This window comes from Streptomyces sp. NPDC058646 (genome assembly GCF_042716875.1).
In the GTDB taxonomy this organism is placed as follows: domain Bacteria; phylum Actinomycetota; class Actinomycetes; order Streptomycetales; family Streptomycetaceae; genus Streptomyces.
In genome coordinates, this window is record NZ_JBHXRK010000038.1 from 14,187 (window position 1) to 30,329 (window position 16,143).

Below are 16,143 nucleotides of genomic sequence, written 5' to 3' on the forward strand. Positions count from 1 at the left end.
CCTCCTTGTGCGGGCCAGGGTTCACCGCAGGGTAACGAAGGACCGCCCGGGCGTCCGGACCGCGGGGCGGGGGGCAGCGGCGGTCATGGTAGTTTTCTTGGACGGACGCAGTCGTTGTATGCTGCTCCGGTTGCCCGATGAGAGTCGGGCCAATCCCCCCGGCAAACCACTTCAGATCTCTGATTCCGGTGCGCCGGTTTCACTGTAAGTGCATCTGAAGTCTTTGGAGTGACCTGTGGCTGCCAACTGCGACGTTTGCGCCAAGGGGCCGAGCTTCGGCAACAGCATCTCCCACTCGCACCGCCGCACCTCGCGTCGCTGGAACCCGAACATCCAGCGCGTCCGTGCCGTGGTCAATGGGACGCCGAAGCGCCTCAACGCCTGCACCTCGTGCATCAAGGCCGGCAAGGTCTCGCGCTGACGCCTCCCGTCGTAGCGCAGCCCTTTCCGGTTGCCAAAAAGGCCGGTTCACCTCTGGTGAACCGGCCTTTTGCCTTGTCCGGCGGGGGTCAGCGGTACCGCCAGGCGTGATCCACCGGGCCGATGCCCCCGCCGAGCGCGAAGCCGGCGGCTATGGCCCCCGTGACGTACTCCTTGGCGGCCGTGACGGCCTCCGGGACGTCCAGTCCCTTCGCCAGGCCCGCCGCGACGGCGCTGGCGAGGGTGCAGCCCGTGCCGTGGGTGTGCCGGTTGTCGTGGCGCGGCGCCCGCAGCCACCGCTCCTCGGTCCCGTCGGTCAGCAGGTCCACGGCCTCGTCCCCGTGGGCCGCCAGGTGCCCGCCCTTGATGAGCACCCACTGCGGCCCGTACCCGAGGATCGCGTCGGCGGCCCGCCGCATGTCGTCCTCGGTCTCCACGGCCAGGCCCGTGAGCTGCGCCACCTCGTCGAGGTTCGGCGTGGCCACCGTGGCCCGCGGCAGCAGCTCCTTGCGTACGGCGTCCAGCGCGGAGGCGGCGAGCAGCGCGTCCCCGTGCTTGGAGACGCCCACGGGGTCCACGACGGCCGGGGCGGCGGTGGTGGCCAGCAGGGCGGCCACCGTCTCCACCAGGACGGCGGAGGAGAGCATGCCGGTCTTGACCGCCCGTACGCCGATGTCGTCCACCACGGCCCTGTACTGGGCCGTCACCGCTTCGGCGGGCAGCTCCCAGGTTCCGCGTACCCCGAGGGAGTTCTGCGCGGTCACGGCGGTCACGACGCTCATGCCGTGGACGCCGAGCGCCATCATGGTCTTCAGGTCGGCCTGGATGCCCGCGCCGCCGCCGGAGTCGGATCCGGCGACGGTCAGGCACAGCGGCGGGGCTCCGCTCACCGGGGGTTCTCCTCGGGGACCGGGTCGGCCCCGAAGTGGTCCCAGCCTCCGGTGCTGGCCCAGGGGGCGCCGTCCACCGTCACCTGGGGCAGGGCGGAGCGGTTCAGCACCTCGCCGATGACCTTCCAGCGGGCCGGCAGCTTCACGTCGGGCGGGAAGGTCGCCACGATCGCGTGGTCCTCTCCCCCGGTGAGCACCCACTGCAGCGGGTCCACACCGACGGCCTGCCCGATGTCGTGCATCTGCGTCGGGATGTCGACGGCCGCCGTGCGCAGGTCGATCCGCACCTTGCTGGCCTCGGCGATGTGGCCGAGGTCGGCGATCAGGCCGTCGCTGACGTCGGTCATGGCGGTGGCGCCCAGCCCGGCGGCCGCGGGGCCCGCGTGGTACGGCGGCTCGGGCCGCCGGTGGGCCTCGACGAAGGCCCGCGGGGAGCGGAAGCCGCGCGAGAGCACGGCGAAGCCCGCGGCGGACCAGCCCAGCCAGCCGGTGACGGCCACGACGTCCCCGGGCTGGGCGCCGGAGCGCAGGACGGGTTCGTGGTTGCGCAGGTCGCCGAGGGCGGTGATCGCCACGGTGATGGTGTCCCCGCGGACCACGTCGCCGCCGACCACGGCCGCGCCGGCGACCTGGCACTCGTCGCGGATGCCGTCCATCAGCTCGGTGGGCCAGGTGACCGGCAGCTCGGCCGGGACGACCAGGCCGAGCAGGAGCGCGGTCGGCACCGCGCCCATGGCGGCGATGTCGGCGAGGTTCTGCGCGGCGGCCTTGCGGCCGACGTCGTAGGCCGTGGACCAGTCGCGCCGGAAGTGCCGCCCCTCCAGCAGGATGTCCGTGCTGGCCACGACCCGGCGGTCGGGGGCCGACACCACCGCGGCGTCGTCGCCCGGTCCGAGCCGGACCGCCGGGGTGGTGGTGAGCCGTGAGGTGAGTTCACGAATGAGCCCGAACTCCCCCAGCTCGCCCACAGTGCCCTTCATCGCTGTGCCCCTTCTTGCCCAGTCCGCTTGCGGTCGCGAGCCGTCACAGCTCTGGGTACCGTCAACAGATACGTCAACTTCTGCTCTCCGTACGCCTCGCCGTGCGCGGCGCCTCGCCCAGGGGTCTCCCCGCGGCGCGCGGCGACGCGGTACCGTGGCGTCCCTTCTTCCCCCGGCCCTGTCCATCGTGTGGGGTCCACCCGAAGATTAGGGGAAATGATCCTCGTGGCCGCCCTGGAGGTTCCGTGGTACAGGCGTACATCCTTATCCAGACCGAGGTGGGCAAGGCGTCGTTCGTCGCCGAGTCCATCGGGCAGATCCCGGGGGTGATCCAGGCCGAGGACGTGACGGGCCCGTACGACGTGATCGTGCGCGCCCAGGCCGACACCGTGGACGAGCTCGGCCGCATGGTCGTCGCCAAGGTCCAGCAGGTGGAGGGGATCACCCGCACCTTGACCTGCCCGGTGGTCCATCTGTAGCCCCCGTCTACTCTTGGCCGGTGATGTCCCTCCACCGCCGGCCCCTGCGTCTGCTGGCCATGCCCACCGCGATGGCCGTTGCGGCCCTCGCGGGCTGTACCCCGGGCGGTTCCCAGGCCCGGGTGGACCCTCCGCCCACGCCGCCCGCCGACGTCGCGGGGCTCTGTGCAGCACTGCACGGGGAGCTCCCGGAGACGGTGGCCGGCCTGGCGCGGACCCCTACCGCACCGGAGTCCGATCTGACGGCCGCGTGGGGCGGCTCGGCGATCGTACTGCGGTGCGGTATCCCCAAGCCCCCCGAGATGACGGATCCGGAGCAGGACGGCGTTCAGGTCGACGACGTGTCCTGGCTGCTGCAGAAGACCGGTGACGGGGGGTTCCGGTTCATCACGGGGATGCGGGTGGCGTACACGGAGGTCCTGGTCGACGAGGAGCATGCCACGGATGCGGGGATGCTGGTCGGGCTGTCCGCCGCGATCGCCCGGACCGTGCCGGAAGGCATCTCCTCGTACTGAACCCACAGCGACCGCCCGCCGGGAATCCCGGCGGGCGGTCGGCCGTGGGTACGTCGTGTGCCGGAGGACCGGCTCTCGCTAGCGCAGCCCGGTGGAGCGGCGCAGCGCCGCCTGGATGAGGCGGTCCACCAGCTCGGGGTACTCGATGCCCGTCTCCTGCCACATGCGCGGGTACATGGAGATCGGCGTGAAGCCCGGCATGGTGTTGATCTCGTTGATCACGAAGGTGCCGTCCTCCGTGAGGAAGAAGTCGGCGCGCACCAGGCCCTCGCAGGAGGCCGCGTCGAAGGCCTCGATCGCGAGCTTCTGCACCTCGGCGGTCTGCTCCGGGGTGAGCGGGGCGGGCACGATCCCGGAAGCGGAGTCGATGTACTTCGCCTCGAAGTCGTAGAAGTCGTGGCTGGATACCGGCGGGATCTCGGCGGGCGCGCTCGCGCGCGGGCCGTCCTCGAACTCCAGGACCCCGCACTCGATCTCGCGGCCGCGCAGCAGCGCCTCCACGATGATCTTCGGGTCGTGGCGGCGGGCCTCCTCGACGGCGGCGTCCAGGCCGGACACGTCGTCCACCTTGGTGATGCCGATGGAGGAACCGGCGCGGGCGGGCTTGATGAACAGCGGCCAGCCGTGCTCGGCGGCGAAGTCCAGGATCCTGCCCCGGGCGGCGTCCCGGTCGGCTTCCCATTCGCGGGGGCGGACGGTCACGTACGGGCCGACGCGCAGCCCGAAGGAGGTGAACACCCGCTTCATGTAGTCCTTGTCCTGGCCGACGGCCGAGGCGAGGACGCCCGAGCCGACGTACGGGATGCCGGAGAGCTCCAGGAAGCCCTGCAGGGTGCCGTCCTCGCCGTAGGGGCCGTGGAGCACGGGGAAGACGACGTCGACCTCGCCCAGGGCCTTGGGGACGGCGCCCGGCTCGGTGTAGACGACCTCGCGGTTGGCGGGGTCGACCGACAGCACGACGGAGCCCTCCTCGGAGTCCGCCAGCTGCCCGACGTCCGGCAGCCGGCGGTCGAGGATGGCCATCCGCGCGGGCTCGTCGGCGGTCAGCGCCCACCGGCCGTCCGTGGTGATGCCGATGGGCAGCACCTCGTACTTGGAGCGGTCGATGGAGCGCAGCACGGCGCCCGCGGTGACGACCGAGATGGCGTGTTCCGAGCTGCGGCCGCCGAACACGACGGCCACGCGGGGCTTGCGGCCCTGCTGCTCAGGGGTCTGGGGGAGGTTCTCGCTGCTCATATCGCCACGAGAGTACCCGCTCAGACGTCCGGATCGGAGTCAGTGCCGTTCCGGTTTGGCGCTGCGCCCCATCAGTTCCTTGAGCGCGACCAGGGTGGGCTTGCCGTGGTGGACGATGTCCACCACCGTGTCGGTGATAGGCATGTCGACCCCGTGGCGCCGGGCCAGATCCGCCACCGACTGGCAGGACTTGACCCCTTCGGCGGTCTGCTTGGTGACCGCGATGGTCTCCTCCAGGGTCATGCCCCGGCCGAGGTTGGTGCCGAAGGTGTGGTTCCGGGAGAGCGGTGAGGAGCAGGTGGCGACGAGGTCGCCGAGGCCCGCGAGACCGGAGAAGGTGAGCGGGTCGGCGCCCATCGCCACGCCCAGCCGGGTCGCTTCGGCGAGCCCGCGGGTGATGAGGGAGCCCTTGGTGTTGTCGCCCAGCCCCATGCCGTCCGCGATGCCGACGGCGAGCCCGATGACGTTCTTGACCGCGCCGCCGAGTTCGCAGCCGATGACGTCGGTGCTCGTGTACGGGCGGAAGTACGGGGTGTGGCAGGCGGCCTGGAGGCGCCGGGCCAGGTCCTCGTCCACGCAGGCGACCACGGAGGCGGCGGGCTGCCGGGCGGCGATCTCGCGGGCCAGGTTGGGGCCGGTGACGACGGCGACGCGCTCGGCGGGGACCTTGGCCACCTCCTCGATGACCTCGCTCATCCGCTTGGCGGTGCCGAGTTCGATGCCCTTCATCAGGGAGACGAGCACGGTGTCGGGGGCCAGCAGGGGCGCCCAGGCGGCGAGGTTGCCGCGCAGGGTCTGGGAGGGGACGGCGAGGACCGTGAAGTCGGCGCCGGCCGCGGCCTCTGCCGGGTCGGTGGTGGCGCGGATGCCCGCCGGCAGTTCGACGTCGGGGAAGTAGTCCGGGTTCGTCCGCCCGGTGTTGATGGCGTCCACCAGCTCCTGGCGGCGGCCCCAGAGGGTCACCTCGCAGCCGGCGTCGGCCAGCACGATGGCGAAGGCCGTGCCCCACGAGCCGGTTCCGAAGACGGTGGCCTTGACGGCGCGTGTCACTTCTTGCCCTCCCCTGCGGCCTTGCGCCGCTGCTGCTCCCTGGCCTTGCGATGGTCGTACGGCTGCGCGGGCGCGGTCTCGCCCCGCACTTCCTCCAGCAGCCCGGTGATGGCCGCCATGATGACCTCGGTGGCCTCCCTGAGGACCTCCGGGGTGGGTTCCCGGTCGTAGAAGGCCGAGAGGTCCACCGGCGGTCCGGCGAGCACCTGGAGGGTCTTGCGCGGGAAGAGCCGGAGCTTGTCCTGCTTGGCGTAGGGCGGCATCGCGAGGTTCGCGCCCCACTGGGCCACCGGGACGACCGGGGCCCGGGTGATCAGCGCGACGCGGGCGGCGCCGGTCTTGCCCGCCATCGGCCACATGTCCGGGTCACGGGTGAGGGTGCCTTCCGGGTAGAAGGCCACGCATTCGCCCCGCCCGATCGCCTCCACCGCGGCCCGGAATGCGTCCAGGGCGTTGGTGCTCTCCCGGTAGACCGGGATCTGTCCGGATCCGTGCAGGATCGCTCCGACAATGGGGACCTTGAAGAGGGCGGCCTTCGCGAGCAATCGGGGCACCCGGCCGGTGTTGTACTGGAAGTGCGCGTAGGAGAGCGGGTCCAGATACGAGTTGTGATTGACGGCGGTGATAAAGCCGCCCTCGGCCGGAATGTGCTCCATTCCCCGCCAGTCCCGCTTGAAGAGCACTACCAGCGGCGGTTTCGCGATGACCGCCGCGAGGCGGTACCAGAAGCCGATTCTGCGGCGGGACACTCGGACACCTTCCTCTAGGACCGGTGCGCGGCTTGGGCACCTCCTCGGCCGGACAAGTCTCGCTTGAGGCCCGGTCTCTGTCGAGGACACCGTACGCCCCGCTCAGGACACCGGGCCCCCGGGCGGCCCGGCCGGAGGCGACAATGGGCCGACACATGACCGGGCCATGACCTGACCATGGCACAAGGCCGTGCCGGAGCGCGGTGGAGGGAAGGGGAGGGCCACGAACGCCGTCTGGACCCTGGTGGTCCCGCTGAAGCCGCTGGCGATGGCCAAGAGCCGCCTCGCCGCTGCCGTCGGCGCGTCCCGTCCGGGGCTCGCCCTGGCCTTCGCGCAGGACACCGTGGCAGGGGCTCTGGCCTGCGCGGCGGTCGCGGATGTGGTGGTCGTCACGGACGACGCCGTGGCGCGGGCGGAACTGTCCCGGCTGGGGGCACGGATCGTCCCGGACGCCCCGGGGGCGGGGCTCAACGCGGCGGTGGCCCACGGGGCGCGGACGGTGCGCGCTGTCCGGCCCGCCTCGGCGGTGGCCGCGATGAACGCGGATCTGCCCGCCCTGCGGCCGACGGAATTGCAACGGGTGCTCGAAAACGCCGCGGCATTTCCCCGGGCATTTCTGACGGATGCCGCCGGAATCGGGACGACGTTGCTTTCCGCCGCTCCGGATGCCGAATTGACACCCTCGTTCGGCGGGCCCTCCCGGGCCCGGCATTCCGCCTCGGGGGCGGTGGAAATCGTCCTGTCGGGCGTCGACAGCGTGCGCCAGGACGTGGACACGGCGACGGACCTGCGGACGGCGCTCTCCCTCGGGGTGGGCCTTCACACGGCCCGATACAGTGCCGGTATGCAGGCGACCGCGTACACGTACGACTCCCAGACCCGCAGCGGCAGTGTGCTGCTGGACGACGGCACCCCGGTGTCCTTCGGGGCCCCGGCCTTCGACGCGGGCGGCCTGCGGCTGCTGCGCCCGGGGCAGCGGGTGCGGATCGAGACGGACGGCGCGGGCGCGGACCTGCGCATCACCCTGGTCACGCTGCAGACCTTCTGATCCGCCGGGCCCTTCGCACCCGCCTCGAGCTTCGAGAACAGCACCGCGGGCCGGCTTCCCAGCAGTGAGGGAAGCCGGCCCGGCGTGTGTGACTCGTGCCCTACTTCTTGCGGGCGGTGGTCTTCTTCGCGGTGGCCTTGCGCGTCGCCGTCTTCTTGGCGGGCGCCTTCGTCGCAGCGGTGGCCTTCTTGGCCGCCGGGGCGGTCTTCTTGGCGGTGGCGGTGGTCTTCTTCGCCGCCGGCGTCGCCTTCTTCGCCGTGGCGGTGGTCTTCTTCGCCGTCGCCGTCGCCGTCGCCTTCTTCGCCGTGGCCGTGCTCTTCACGGCGGCCTTCTTGGCGGTGGCGGTGGTCTTCTTGGCCGTGGTCTTCTTCGCGACGGTGGTCTTCGCCGCCGCCTTCTTGGCGGTGGTGGCCTTCTTGGCCGCGGCCTTCTTGACCGTCGCCGAAGCACCACCGGTGAGGCTGCCCTTGGGCGCCTTCTTCACCGAGACCTCGCCGCCCTTGGGCAGCTTCTTGGTGCCGCTGACCAGGTCCTTGAAGCCCTGGCCCGCACGGAAACGGGGAACCGAGGTCTTCTTGACCCGGACGCGCTCACCCGTCTGCGGGTTGCGGGCGTAGCGGGCCGGACGGTCGACCTTCTCGAACGAGCCGAAGCCCGTGACCGAGACCCGGTCGCCCGCGACGGTAGCGCGGACGATCGCGTCCAGTACCGCGTCGACAGCGTCCGCGGCCTGCTGGCGGCCGCCCAGCTTGTCGGCAATCGCTTCTACGAGCTGCGCCTTGTTCAACGTCTTCCCCTTCGGAGACTTCGCCAGAACGAATGTGTTCAAGCTTATTTCGCACGTTAGGCGGATATATACCGCAAATCAAACACGAAACGGGCTAATCACCCTAGTGCCGCAACGCCGGAGGCCGTTACGGAGTTCCTTCGCATCAGTCGCCTTCAGGGAATCGACCCTCGTCGAGGTCCTTCATCAACCTGTCCAGGCGCCTTACCGCATCGGCGAGATCATGCTTCGCCGCGGCCGTGGCGACCAACAGCTTCCGGGACAGCGCCATCCTTACGCCCTCCGGGACTTGCAGTGAGCGCACCCGTGTGTGTGCTTCTTTCAGCCGGTCCGCGACGAGTTCGTAGAGCTCGAGTTGACTGTCGCGTTCCATGCACAGATTGTGCCATCTGGGGCGAGTTGTCGCCTCACGGGGCCTCAACAAACGCCTGTGCCCCCCGCCGGAAGGCGAGGGGCACAGTGTTGCCTATGTGATCACCCGAAGGCGAATAAGCGCTGATCAGGCCGGAATCAGACCCTAATCGTGCGCGGCTTGAAGGCCGGGCGGACGCTTTCGTAGGTCGCGATGTCCGCTTCGTTCTGAAGGGTGAGCGAGATGTCGTCCAGCCCCTCCAGCAGACGCCAGCGGGCGTTGTCGTCGAGTTCGAACTCCGCCTCGACGCCCTCCGCGCGCACCTGGCGGTCGACCAGGTCGACGGTGATCTCGGCGGTGGGGTCGGCCTCGGTCAGCTGCCACAGCCGCTCGACGGTCTCCTGCGGCAGGACGACGGTCAGCAGGCCGTTCTTCAGCGAGTTCCCGCGGAAGATGTCGGCGAAGCGGGAGGAGATGACCGTCTTGAAGCCGAAGTTCTGCAGGGCCCAGACGGCGTGCTCGCGCGAGGAACCGGTGCCGAAGTCGGGGCCGGCCACCAGCACGGTGGCGCCCGCGCGCTCCGGACGGTTCGTGATGAACTCCGGGTCCTTGCGCCAGGCCTCGAACAGCCCGTCCTCGAACCCGTCGCGGGTGATCTTCTTCAGCCAGTGGGCCGGGATGATCTGGTCGGTGTCGACGTTGCTGCGGCGCAGCGGGACGGCCCGGCCGGTGTGGGTGGTGAAGGCTTCCATGGTTCAGACTCCGGCGGTCGCGGGGGCTTCGGACAGGTCGGCGGGCGAGGCCAGATGGCCCAGTACCGCGGTGGCGGCGGCCACCTGCGGGGAGACCAGGTGGGTCCGTCCGCCCTTGCCCTGCCGGCCCTCGAAGTTGCGGTTGGAGGTGGACGCGGAGCGCTCACCGGGCGCCAGTTGGTCGGGGTTCATGCCCAGGCACATCGAGCAGCCCGCGTGCCGCCATTCGGCGCCGGCCTCCTTGAAGACCTTGTCCAGGCCCTCTTCCACGGCCTGCAGGGCCACCCGGACCGAGCCGGGGACGACCAGCATCCGTACGCCGTCGGCGACTTTGCGGCCCTCGATGATCCCGGCGACGGCGCGCAGGTCCTCGATGCGGCCGTTGGTGCAGGAACCTACGAAGACGGTGTCGACCTTGATGTCGCGCAGCGGCTGCCCGGCGGTCAACCCCATGTACTCCAGGGCCTTTTCGGCGGCGTGGCGCTCCGAAGCGTCCTCGTACGAAGCCGGGTCGGGGACAGCGGCCGACAGCGGCGCGCCCTGGCCCGGGTTGGTGCCCCAGGTGACGAACGGGGACAGCGTGGTGCCGTCGATGACGACCTCGGCGTCGAAGACCGCGTCGTCGTCGGTGCGCAGGGTCTGCCAGTACTCGACCGCCGCGTCCCAGTCGGCGCCCACGGGGGCGTGGTCGCGGCCCTTCAGGTACTCGAAGGTGGTCCGGTCGGGGGCGATCATGCCCGCCCGCGCACCGGCCTCGATCGACATGTTGCAGATGGTCATGCGGGCTTCCATCGAGAGGTTGTCGATGGCCTCGCCGCGGTACTCCAGGATGTAGCCCTGGCCGCCGCCGGTGCCGATCCTGGCGATGATGGCCAGGATCAGGTCCTTGGCGGTGACGCCCTCGGCCAGCGCGCCGGTGACGGTGATCGCCATCGTCTTGGGGCGGGCCAGCGGCAGCGTCTGGGTGGCCAGCACGTGCTCGACCTGGCTGGTGCCGATGCCGAAGGCGAGCGCACCGAAGGCGCCGTGCGTGGAGGTGTGGGAGTCACCGCAGACCACGGTGGTGCCGGGCTGGGTCAGGCCCAGCTGCGGGCCCACGACGTGGACGACGCCCTGCTCGACGTCGCCCAGCGAGTGCAGGCGCACACCGAACTCGGCGCAGTTCTTGCGCAGCGTCTCCAGCTGGGCCCGGGAGACCGGGTCCGCGATCGGCTTGTCGATGTCGAGGGTGGGGGTGTTGTGGTCCTCGGTCGCGATGGTGAGGTCGAGGCGTCGGACCTTGCGGCCGGCCTGGCGCAGGCCCTCGAAGGCCTGCGGGCTGGTCACCTCGTGCAGCAGGTGCAGATCGATGAAGAGGAGGTCGGGCTCGCCTTCGGCGCGCCGGACGACATGGTCGTCCCAGACCTTCTCCGCGAGTGTCCTACCCATCGCTTTCCCTCCGGCCGGCCGGTTGTGCCGGCGCTTCATAGAGATCTGGTGCGCCTGATCGCCCGTACCCCACGTTCCGGACGACGGCTCGGACCCAGTGGTTCGTGGACCCGCACATACAGACTCGCTCGTTCTTGGAAAATTTGAACTTGCGTTTCACAGTGTGAGACGTGAATATCGTTTCATGGACAACTCTAGCGGCGTCGGCGTTCTCGACAAGGCAGCTCTGGTATTGAGCGCACTGGAGTCCGGTCCGGCCACCCTCGCCGGGCTGGTCGCGGCGACAGGGCTCGCACGACCCACGGCGCATCGCCTTGCCGTGGCTTTGGAACACCACCGGATGGTGGCGAGGGACATGCAGGGCCGGTTCATCCTCGGCCCGCGGCTGGCGGAGCTCGCCGCCGCGGCCGGCGAGGACCGCCTGCTGGCCACGGCGGGACCGGTACTCACCCACCTCCGCGACGTGACGGGCGAGAGCGCGCAGCTCTACCGCCGTCAGGGAGACATGCGCATCTGCGTGGCCGCCGCGGAGCGGCTGTCGGGCCTGCGGGACACCGTCCCGGTGGGCTCGACGCTCCCGATGAAGGCCGGCTCGGCGGCGCAGATCCTGATGGCCTGGGAGGAGCCCGAGCGGCTCCACCGCGGCCTCCAGGGCGCGCGCTTCACGGCGACGGCGCTCTCAGGCGTACGCCGCCGGGGCTGGGCCCAGTCGATCGGCGAGCGGGAGCCCGGTGTGGCCTCCGTCTCCGCGCCGGTGCGCGGGCCCTCGAACCGCGTGGTGGCCTCCGTATCGGTGTCCGGCCCGATCGAGCGTCTGACCCGCCACCCGGGCCGGATGCACGCCCAGGCCGTCATCGACGCGGCCGCGCGTCTGACGGAGGCCCTGCGCCGCTCCGGCTGAGCGCCTCCCGCTCGGCCCTTTCCCCCTCTCACCCCCGGGCCCGGGGGCGCGTACGACGCCGCACACGTCCGAACACGCGCCGCCGGGCCCGTACTTGTGCGCGCGCCGGCAACCGGCCGGAAACGGCGAAGAGGCCCTCCGCGATGATCGCGGAGGGCCTCTTCGATGCGTACCCCCGACCGGATTCGAACCGGCGCTACCGCCTTGAGAGGGCGGCGTGCTAGGCCGCTACACAACGGGGGCCAGCTGGTGCTGCTGTTACTGCGCTGGGCTACCAGGACTCGAACCTAGAATAAGGGAACCAGAAACCCTCGTGTTGCCAATTACACTATAGCCCAAAGTGGTCTAGACCAGACCAACAGTACCCCCGACCGGATTCGAACCGGCGCTACCGCCTTGAGAGGGCGGCGTGCTAGGCCGCTACACAACGGGGGCCCTAGCGATCCTGCATCAAGACGTCCGGGTGCGACCCTGGAGATCTCGCGGGAAGGATCTGTACCCCCGACCGGATTCGAACCGGCGCTACCGCCTTGAGAGGGCGGCGTGCTAGGCCGCTACACAACGGGGGCAAAGCACTGCGTTACTGCTGCACTGCGCTGGGGTACCAGGACTCGAACCTAGAATAAGGGAACCAGAAACCCTCGTGTTGCCAATTACACTATACCCCACCAAAAGTCAACCCCTTGAGGGGCTTTCCTTTTTTTGGTGGCGCCTCCGTCCGGCCTTTCGGCCCGCTCCGGCGGCGCAGAAAGAACATTACCGGATGCCTGACCGTGCTCCAAAACGGGTATCTCCGGCCAGCAGCTCCGGCAGTCCCGCGAGCCCGGTGATCCGGTGCACCCCTTCGGGCCCGGGCCCCCGCTGCCCTGCGCGGTCGAGCCAGACCGCCACCAGCCCGGCGTCACGGGCCCCGCGCGCGTCGATCTCCGGCTGGTCCCCCACGTACGCCACCTCACCGGGCGGCAGTCCGAGCGCCTCGCACGCCGCGAGGAAGGACGCCGCATCGGGCTTGCTGACGCCCAGCTCGGCGGCGCACAGGAGCACCTCGAAGCGCTCCCGCAGACCGAGGCGGCGCAGCTTGGGGTCCTGGTTCGCGACGCTGGAGTTGGAGAGCACCCCGTGCCGGTGCGTGGCCGCGAGGGCGTCCAGTACGGGCAGCACGTCGGGGAAGAGGGCCCAGGCGGCCTGGTAGTGCTCGACGTAGCGGCCGAACCAGAGGTCGGCCTCGGCGTCGGTCATCCCCGGTGCGTCCAGGAAGTCCCGCACCCGGTCCCGGCGCTGCCCCTGGAAGGTGGTCCCGCCGGCGGCGAAGCGCTGCCAGTGGCGGTCGGTGGTCCCGCGCCAGACCGCGAGCGCCCGCTCCGGCGTCCCGTAGCGCTCCAGCAGGTGCTCCGCCTCCAGCTGCCGTGCGAGTCCGGCGGAATCCGCCCCCGTGTAGTCGAAGAGGGTGTCGTCGATGTTCCACAGCACGGCGCGGATCGGCATACGGCCGAGCCTACGCCGGGGGCACCTGCGCCGTGGGCACGACGAGGAAGTCCGTCACGAAACAGGTGACCCGGCCCCCGGCGTCGCGCCCGACCCAGGTCGGGTAGCAGCCGTCGCCCCAGCCGGAGGTGAAGCCGGCGAGGGTGTGACCGTCCTGCCCCTCGGCCAGGAAGACCCCCGGGCCGTCGCCCACCGCCTCCATGGCGGCCCACACGGGCCCCTCCTCGTCGTCGGTGCCGGGGAACGAGCCGTCGGCGCAGGCGTCGTAGAAGCAGCCGGTGCCGGCGTCCACGCCGTAGCCGTAGAACTCGTCCTCGCCGAGGACGGCGGGATCCTGGCCCTCGTCCACGGCCATCTCCCAGCTCGCGGCCGGCGCGTCCCGGATCACCAGGCGCGCGGCTGCGACCCGGGTGTGCGGCAGGGCGTCCTGCGGCGCGCCGGGGCGCACCAGTGTGGCGATGGCGGCCTCGGCCCGGTAGCGGCCCGGATCCACCGTCACGCCGAAGGGCTCCATGTCGCCCGTCCCGAGGTACACGAAGGGGTCGCAGGCGACGACCCGGCCGGTGGGCAGGGTCACGTCGCCGATGACGACCGGGGCGAGGGTCCCCGTCATGCCGTCCTCGTAGGCGAAGGCGGCACCCGGGGTGAAGTGCCAGGAGTAGTCGGGAGGGGTCATGGGCACGGCGGGCTCCGGAGTGCGGGAGGGGGCGGGTGATCGTCTCCGGGACTGTAGGGGGTGCCTGTGACAACGCCGCAGGGGGTGGCGGCCGGGGGTCCGGCCGCCACCCCCTGCGGGAGTGCGGGAGAAGGCTACGCGGCGAGCTTGGCCAGGGCCGCGTCGATACGGGCCAGGGACTTCTCCGCGCCCAGGATCTGCAGGGACTCGAAGAGCGGCAGGCCCACGGTGCGCCCGGTGACGGCGACGCGGACGGGCGCCTGAGCCTTGCCGAGCTTGAGCCCGTGGGCCTCGCCGGCGGTCAGGACGGCCTGCTTGAGGGACTCGGGGTCGTTCCAGTCGGCGGCGGCGAGGTTCTCGCGCGCGGTCGTCAGGAGGGCCGCCGGGTCGCCCTTCATGGCCTTGTCCCAGGAGGGCTGGTCCTCGACCGGCTCCTTGCGGAACAGGAAGTCGACGTTGGCCGTGATGTCCGACAGAACGGTCACCCGGGTCTGGGCGTACGGCGCGATGGCCGCCCAGGCCTCGGCGTCGAAGTCCTCGGGCTCCCAGTTGGCGTGCGGGGCGCGGAGCCAGGGGGTGCAGGCGTCCGCGAAGGCCTTCGGGTCCAGCAGGCGGATGTGGTCCCCGTTGATCGACTCAGCCTTCTTGAGGTCGAAGCGCGCCGGGTTGGCGTTGACGTCCGGGATGTCGAACTTCGCGACCATCTCCTCGACGGAGAAGATGTCCTGGTCCTTGGAGAAGGACCAGCCCAGGAGCGAGAGGTAGTTCAGCAGGCCCTCGGGCAGGAAGCCGCGGTCGCGGTAGAGGTTGAGCGAGGCCTCGGGGTCGCGCTTGGAGAGCTTCTTGTTGCCCTCGCCCATGACGTAGGGCAGGTGGCCGAACTCCGGGATCGCCTTGGCCACGCCCAGCTCGATCAGCGCCTTGTAGAGGGCGATCTGGCGGGGGGTGGAGGAGAGCAGGTCCTCGCCGCGCAGGACGTGGGTGATCTCCATCAGCGCGTCGTCGACCGGGTTGACCAGCGTGTACAGCGGGGCGCCGTTGGCCCGGAGGATGCCGAAGTCCGGCACGTTCTCGGGGGTGAAGGACAGCTCGCCGCGGACCAGGTCCGTGAAGGTGATGGTCTCGTCGGGCATCCGGAAGCGGACGATCGAGGCGCGGTGCTCGCCCTGGTACGCCTCCACCTGCACGGTGGTGAGCTCGCGGCAGTGGCCGTCGTAGCCGGAAGGCTTGCCGGCGGCGCGGGCGGCCGCGCGGCGGGCGTCCAGCTCCTCGGTGGTGCAGTAGCAGTGGTACGCGTAGCCGCCGTCGAGCAGCTTCTTCGCGACGTCCGCGTAGATGTCCATGCGCTCGGACTGGCGGTACGGGGCGTGCGGGCCGCCCACCTCGGGGCCCTCGTCCCAGGTGAAGCCGAGCCAGCGCAGCGAGTCGAGCAGCTGCTGGTACGACTCCTCGGAGTCGCGGGCCGCGTCGGTGTCCTCGATGCGGAAGACGAACGTACCGCCGTGGTGGCGGGCGAACGCCCAGTTGAAGAGGGCGGTGCGGACCAGGCCCACGTGGGGGTTGCCGGTCGGGGAGGGACAGAAACGTACGCGGGGGGTCGCGTTAGCCACGCTTGATCACCTTGTTGGTGAGAGTGCCGATGCCTTCGATGGTGACGGCGACCTCGTCGCCGACGTTCAGGGGGCCGACTCCGGCCGGGGTCCCCGTGAGGATGACGTCGCCCGGGAGCAGCGTCATGGCCTCCGTGATGTGGACGATCAGGTCCTCGACGGAGCGGACCATGTCGCTGGTGCTGCCGAGCTGTCGCTGTTCGCCGTTGACCGTGCACTGGACGGCCAGGCCCGCGGCGATCGCCGCCGTGTCGAGGCCGGTCTCGATCCAGGGGCCGAGGGGGCAGGCGCTGTCGAATCCCTTGGCGCGGGCCCATTGCTTCTCCCGCTGCTGGACGTCGCGCGCGGTGACGTCGTTGGCGCAGGTGTAGCCGAGGATGACGTCACCGACGCGTTCCCGGGGCACCTCGCGGCACATGCGGCCGATGACCACGGCTAGCTCCGCCTCGTGGTGGACCTCCTGGGAGAAGGAGGGGTAGGCGATCGGGTCGCCCGGGCCGACCACCGAGGTGGAGGGCTTGAAGAAGGTGATCGGCGCCTCGGGTACCTCGTTGCCCAGCTCTGCCGCGTGCTCCGCGTAGTTGCGGCCGATGGCCACGACCTTGTTCGGGAGCACGGGCGGCAGCAGCCGGACCTTGCTGAGCGGGACCTTCGTACCGGAGAGCTCGAAGTCCGCGAACGGAATGCCCTTGATGATGTCGAGGACGAGCTCGTCGGGAGCGGAGCCCTCCACCGCGCCGAAGGCGACATTGCCGTCGATCGAGAACCTGGCGATGCGCACGTGT

At 70.7% G+C, this 16,143-nt stretch carries 17 protein-coding genes, 5 tRNA genes and 1 pseudogene; 5 read left to right on the plus strand and 18 right to left on the minus strand.

Going from position 1 to position 16,143, the window contains the following annotated elements; genetic code table 11:
• Positions 1–235: 235 nt before the first annotated feature.
• The gene (rpmB, locus tag ACFWUZ_RS32445) at positions 236–421 is read left to right on the plus strand and encodes a 50S ribosomal protein L28 (protein ID WP_073911113.1); all 186 of its coding nucleotides are present in this window, start codon (positions 236–238) and stop codon (positions 419–421) included.
• Positions 422–509: 88 nt separating this feature from the next.
• Here the strand turns inward: rpmB and thiD are convergent, their stop codons facing one another.
• Together thiD and ACFWUZ_RS32455 are read right to left on the minus strand one after the other, a co-directional pair.
• Positions 510–1,310: a bifunctional hydroxymethylpyrimidine kinase/phosphomethylpyrimidine kinase gene (gene thiD / locus ACFWUZ_RS32450; RefSeq protein WP_384381074.1), complete on the minus strand. Its 801-nt coding sequence runs from the start codon at positions 1,308–1,310 to the stop codon at positions 510–512.
• Complete coding sequence (locus ACFWUZ_RS32455; protein ID WP_384381077.1) at positions 1,307–2,290, minus strand: thiamine-phosphate kinase; 984 nt, start codon at positions 2,288–2,290, stop codon at positions 1,307–1,309. Before ACFWUZ_RS32455 ends, thiD begins: the two co-directional genes overlap by 4 nt.
• A gap of 245 nt (positions 2,291–2,535) precedes the next feature.
• On the opposite strand from ACFWUZ_RS32455, the gene ACFWUZ_RS32460 reads away from it, so the two are divergent.
• Both ACFWUZ_RS32460 and ACFWUZ_RS32465 read left to right on the plus strand, forming a co-directional pair.
• Positions 2,536–2,769: an Lrp/AsnC family transcriptional regulator gene (locus ACFWUZ_RS32460; protein WP_030028650.1), complete on the plus strand. Its 234-nt coding sequence runs from the start codon at positions 2,536–2,538 to the stop codon at positions 2,767–2,769.
• Positions 2,770–2,792: 23 nt separating this feature from the next.
• Positions 2,793–3,284, plus strand: a complete 492-nt coding sequence (locus ACFWUZ_RS32465; protein ID WP_384381080.1) for a DUF3515 domain-containing protein — start codon at positions 2,793–2,795, stop codon at positions 3,282–3,284.
• Positions 3,285–3,362: 78 nt separating this feature from the next.
• Here ACFWUZ_RS32465 and ACFWUZ_RS32470 read toward each other — a convergent pair whose 3' ends face one another.
• The 3 genes from ACFWUZ_RS32470 to ACFWUZ_RS32480 are packed head-to-tail and all read right to left on the minus strand — an operon-like array spanning position 3,363 to position 6,319.
• Positions 3,363–4,520: a D-alanine--D-alanine ligase family protein gene (locus ACFWUZ_RS32470; protein WP_384381082.1), complete on the minus strand. Its 1,158-nt coding sequence runs from the start codon at positions 4,518–4,520 to the stop codon at positions 3,363–3,365.
• Positions 4,521–4,559: 39 nt separating this feature from the next.
• Positions 4,560–5,570, minus strand: coding sequence for an NAD(P)H-dependent glycerol-3-phosphate dehydrogenase (locus tag ACFWUZ_RS32475; protein ID WP_384381084.1), 1,011 nt, complete (start codon positions 5,568–5,570; stop codon positions 4,560–4,562).
• Positions 5,567–6,319 carry a lysophospholipid acyltransferase family protein gene (locus ACFWUZ_RS32480; protein ID WP_384381086.1) on the minus strand — a complete coding sequence of 251 codons (753 nt, stop codon included), beginning with the start codon at positions 6,317–6,319 and terminating at the stop codon, positions 5,567–5,569. The genes ACFWUZ_RS32475 and ACFWUZ_RS32480 overlap by 4 nt, the downstream gene beginning before the upstream one ends.
• A 190-nt stretch (positions 6,320–6,509) precedes the next feature.
• On the opposite strand from ACFWUZ_RS32480, the pseudogene cofC reads away from it, so the two are divergent.
• A pseudogene (cofC, locus tag ACFWUZ_RS32485) lies at positions 6,510–7,160 on the plus strand (2-phospho-L-lactate guanylyltransferase); the annotation flags it as partial.
• 307 nt (positions 7,161–7,467) lie between these two features.
• Here the strand turns inward: cofC and ACFWUZ_RS32490 are convergent.
• From ACFWUZ_RS32490 to leuC, 4 genes are all read right to left on the minus strand, one after another.
• A complete protein-coding gene (locus tag ACFWUZ_RS32490) occupies positions 7,468–8,154 on the minus strand; it encodes an HU family DNA-binding protein (RefSeq protein WP_384381088.1) in 687 nt (228 codons plus the stop codon).
• Between the two features lie 145 nt (positions 8,155–8,299).
• Positions 8,300–8,527 carry a hypothetical protein gene (locus tag ACFWUZ_RS32495; RefSeq protein ID WP_384381090.1) on the minus strand — a complete coding sequence of 76 codons (228 nt, stop codon included), beginning with the start codon at positions 8,525–8,527 and terminating at the stop codon, positions 8,300–8,302.
• A gap of 137 nt (positions 8,528–8,664) precedes the next feature.
• On the minus strand, positions 8,665–9,258 hold the full coding sequence (gene leuD / locus ACFWUZ_RS32500) for a 3-isopropylmalate dehydratase small subunit (RefSeq protein WP_384381092.1): 594 nt from the start codon (positions 9,256–9,258) through the stop codon (positions 8,665–8,667).
• 3 nt (positions 9,259–9,261) lie between these two features.
• A complete protein-coding gene (gene leuC, locus ACFWUZ_RS32505) occupies positions 9,262–10,686 on the minus strand; it encodes a 3-isopropylmalate dehydratase large subunit (RefSeq protein ID WP_384381094.1) in 1,425 nt (474 codons plus the stop codon).
• Between the two features lie 184 nt (positions 10,687–10,870).
• Here leuC and ndgR point away from each other — a divergent pair, with 184 nt between their 5' ends.
• A complete protein-coding gene (ndgR, locus tag ACFWUZ_RS32510) occupies positions 10,871–11,587 on the plus strand; it encodes an IclR family transcriptional regulator NdgR (RefSeq protein ID WP_007266782.1) in 717 nt (238 codons plus the stop codon).
• A gap of 170 nt (positions 11,588–11,757) precedes the next feature.
• Here the strand turns inward: ndgR and ACFWUZ_RS32515 are convergent.
• The 9 genes from ACFWUZ_RS32515 to ACFWUZ_RS32555 all read right to left on the minus strand — a co-directional run bounded on the left by ACFWUZ_RS32515 (position 11,758) and on the right by ACFWUZ_RS32555 (position 16,139).
• Positions 11,758–11,830: transfer RNA gene (locus tag ACFWUZ_RS32515), tRNA-Glu, on the minus strand.
• A gap of 23 nt (positions 11,831–11,853) precedes the next feature.
• A tRNA-Gln gene (locus ACFWUZ_RS32520) sits at positions 11,854–11,925 on the minus strand.
• 24 nt (positions 11,926–11,949) lie between these two features.
• A tRNA-Glu gene (locus ACFWUZ_RS32525) sits at positions 11,950–12,022 on the minus strand.
• A 61-nt stretch (positions 12,023–12,083) separates the two neighbouring features.
• Positions 12,084–12,156 (minus strand) — tRNA-Glu (locus ACFWUZ_RS32530).
• Between the two features lie 27 nt (positions 12,157–12,183).
• Positions 12,184–12,255 (minus strand) — tRNA-Gln (locus ACFWUZ_RS32535).
• A gap of 88 nt (positions 12,256–12,343) precedes the next feature.
• Positions 12,344–13,072, minus strand: coding sequence for an HAD family hydrolase (locus tag ACFWUZ_RS32540; protein ID WP_384381097.1), 729 nt, complete (start codon positions 13,070–13,072; stop codon positions 12,344–12,346).
• 10 nt (positions 13,073–13,082) lie between these two features.
• On the minus strand, positions 13,083–13,754 hold the full coding sequence (locus ACFWUZ_RS32545) for a DUF4241 domain-containing protein (protein ID WP_384381099.1): 672 nt from the start codon (positions 13,752–13,754) through the stop codon (positions 13,083–13,085).
• A gap of 128 nt (positions 13,755–13,882) precedes the next feature.
• Positions 13,883–15,358, minus strand: a complete 1,476-nt coding sequence (gltX, locus tag ACFWUZ_RS32550; protein ID WP_384381101.1) for a glutamate--tRNA ligase — start codon at positions 15,356–15,358, stop codon at positions 13,883–13,885.
• Positions 15,351–16,139, minus strand: coding sequence for a fumarylacetoacetate hydrolase family protein (locus ACFWUZ_RS32555; RefSeq protein ID WP_384381103.1), 789 nt, complete (start codon positions 16,137–16,139; stop codon positions 15,351–15,353). Before ACFWUZ_RS32555 ends, gltX begins: the two co-directional genes overlap by 8 nt.
• Between the last annotated feature and the right edge of the window lie 4 nt (positions 16,140–16,143).

Bases quoted from the DNA above. Each gene is read 5' to 3' on its own strand.
- ACFWUZ_RS32540 (WP_384381097.1), bottom strand. From the start codon at position 13,072: ATGCCGATCCGCGCCGTGCTGTGGAACATCGACGACACCCTCTTCGAC.
- ACFWUZ_RS32470 (WP_384381082.1), bottom strand. From the start codon at position 4,520: ATGAGCAGCGAGAACCTCCCCCAGACCCCTGAGCAGCAGGGCCGCAAG.
- ACFWUZ_RS32495 (WP_384381090.1), bottom strand. From the start codon at position 8,527: ATGGAACGCGACAGTCAACTCGAGCTCTACGAACTCGTCGCGGACCGG.
- leuC (WP_384381094.1), bottom strand. From the start codon at position 10,686: ATGGGTAGGACACTCGCGGAGAAGGTCTGGGACGACCATGTCGTCCGG.
- ACFWUZ_RS32465 (WP_384381080.1), top strand. From the start codon at position 2,793: ATGTCCCTCCACCGCCGGCCCCTGCGTCTGCTGGCCATGCCCACCGCG.
- ndgR (WP_007266782.1), top strand. From the start codon at position 10,871: ATGGACAACTCTAGCGGCGTCGGCGTTCTCGACAAGGCAGCTCTGGTA.
- leuD (WP_384381092.1), bottom strand. From the start codon at position 9,258: ATGGAAGCCTTCACCACCCACACCGGCCGGGCCGTCCCGCTGCGCCGC.
- ACFWUZ_RS32455 (WP_384381077.1), bottom strand. From the start codon at position 2,290: ATGAAGGGCACTGTGGGCGAGCTGGGGGAGTTCGGGCTCATTCGTGAA.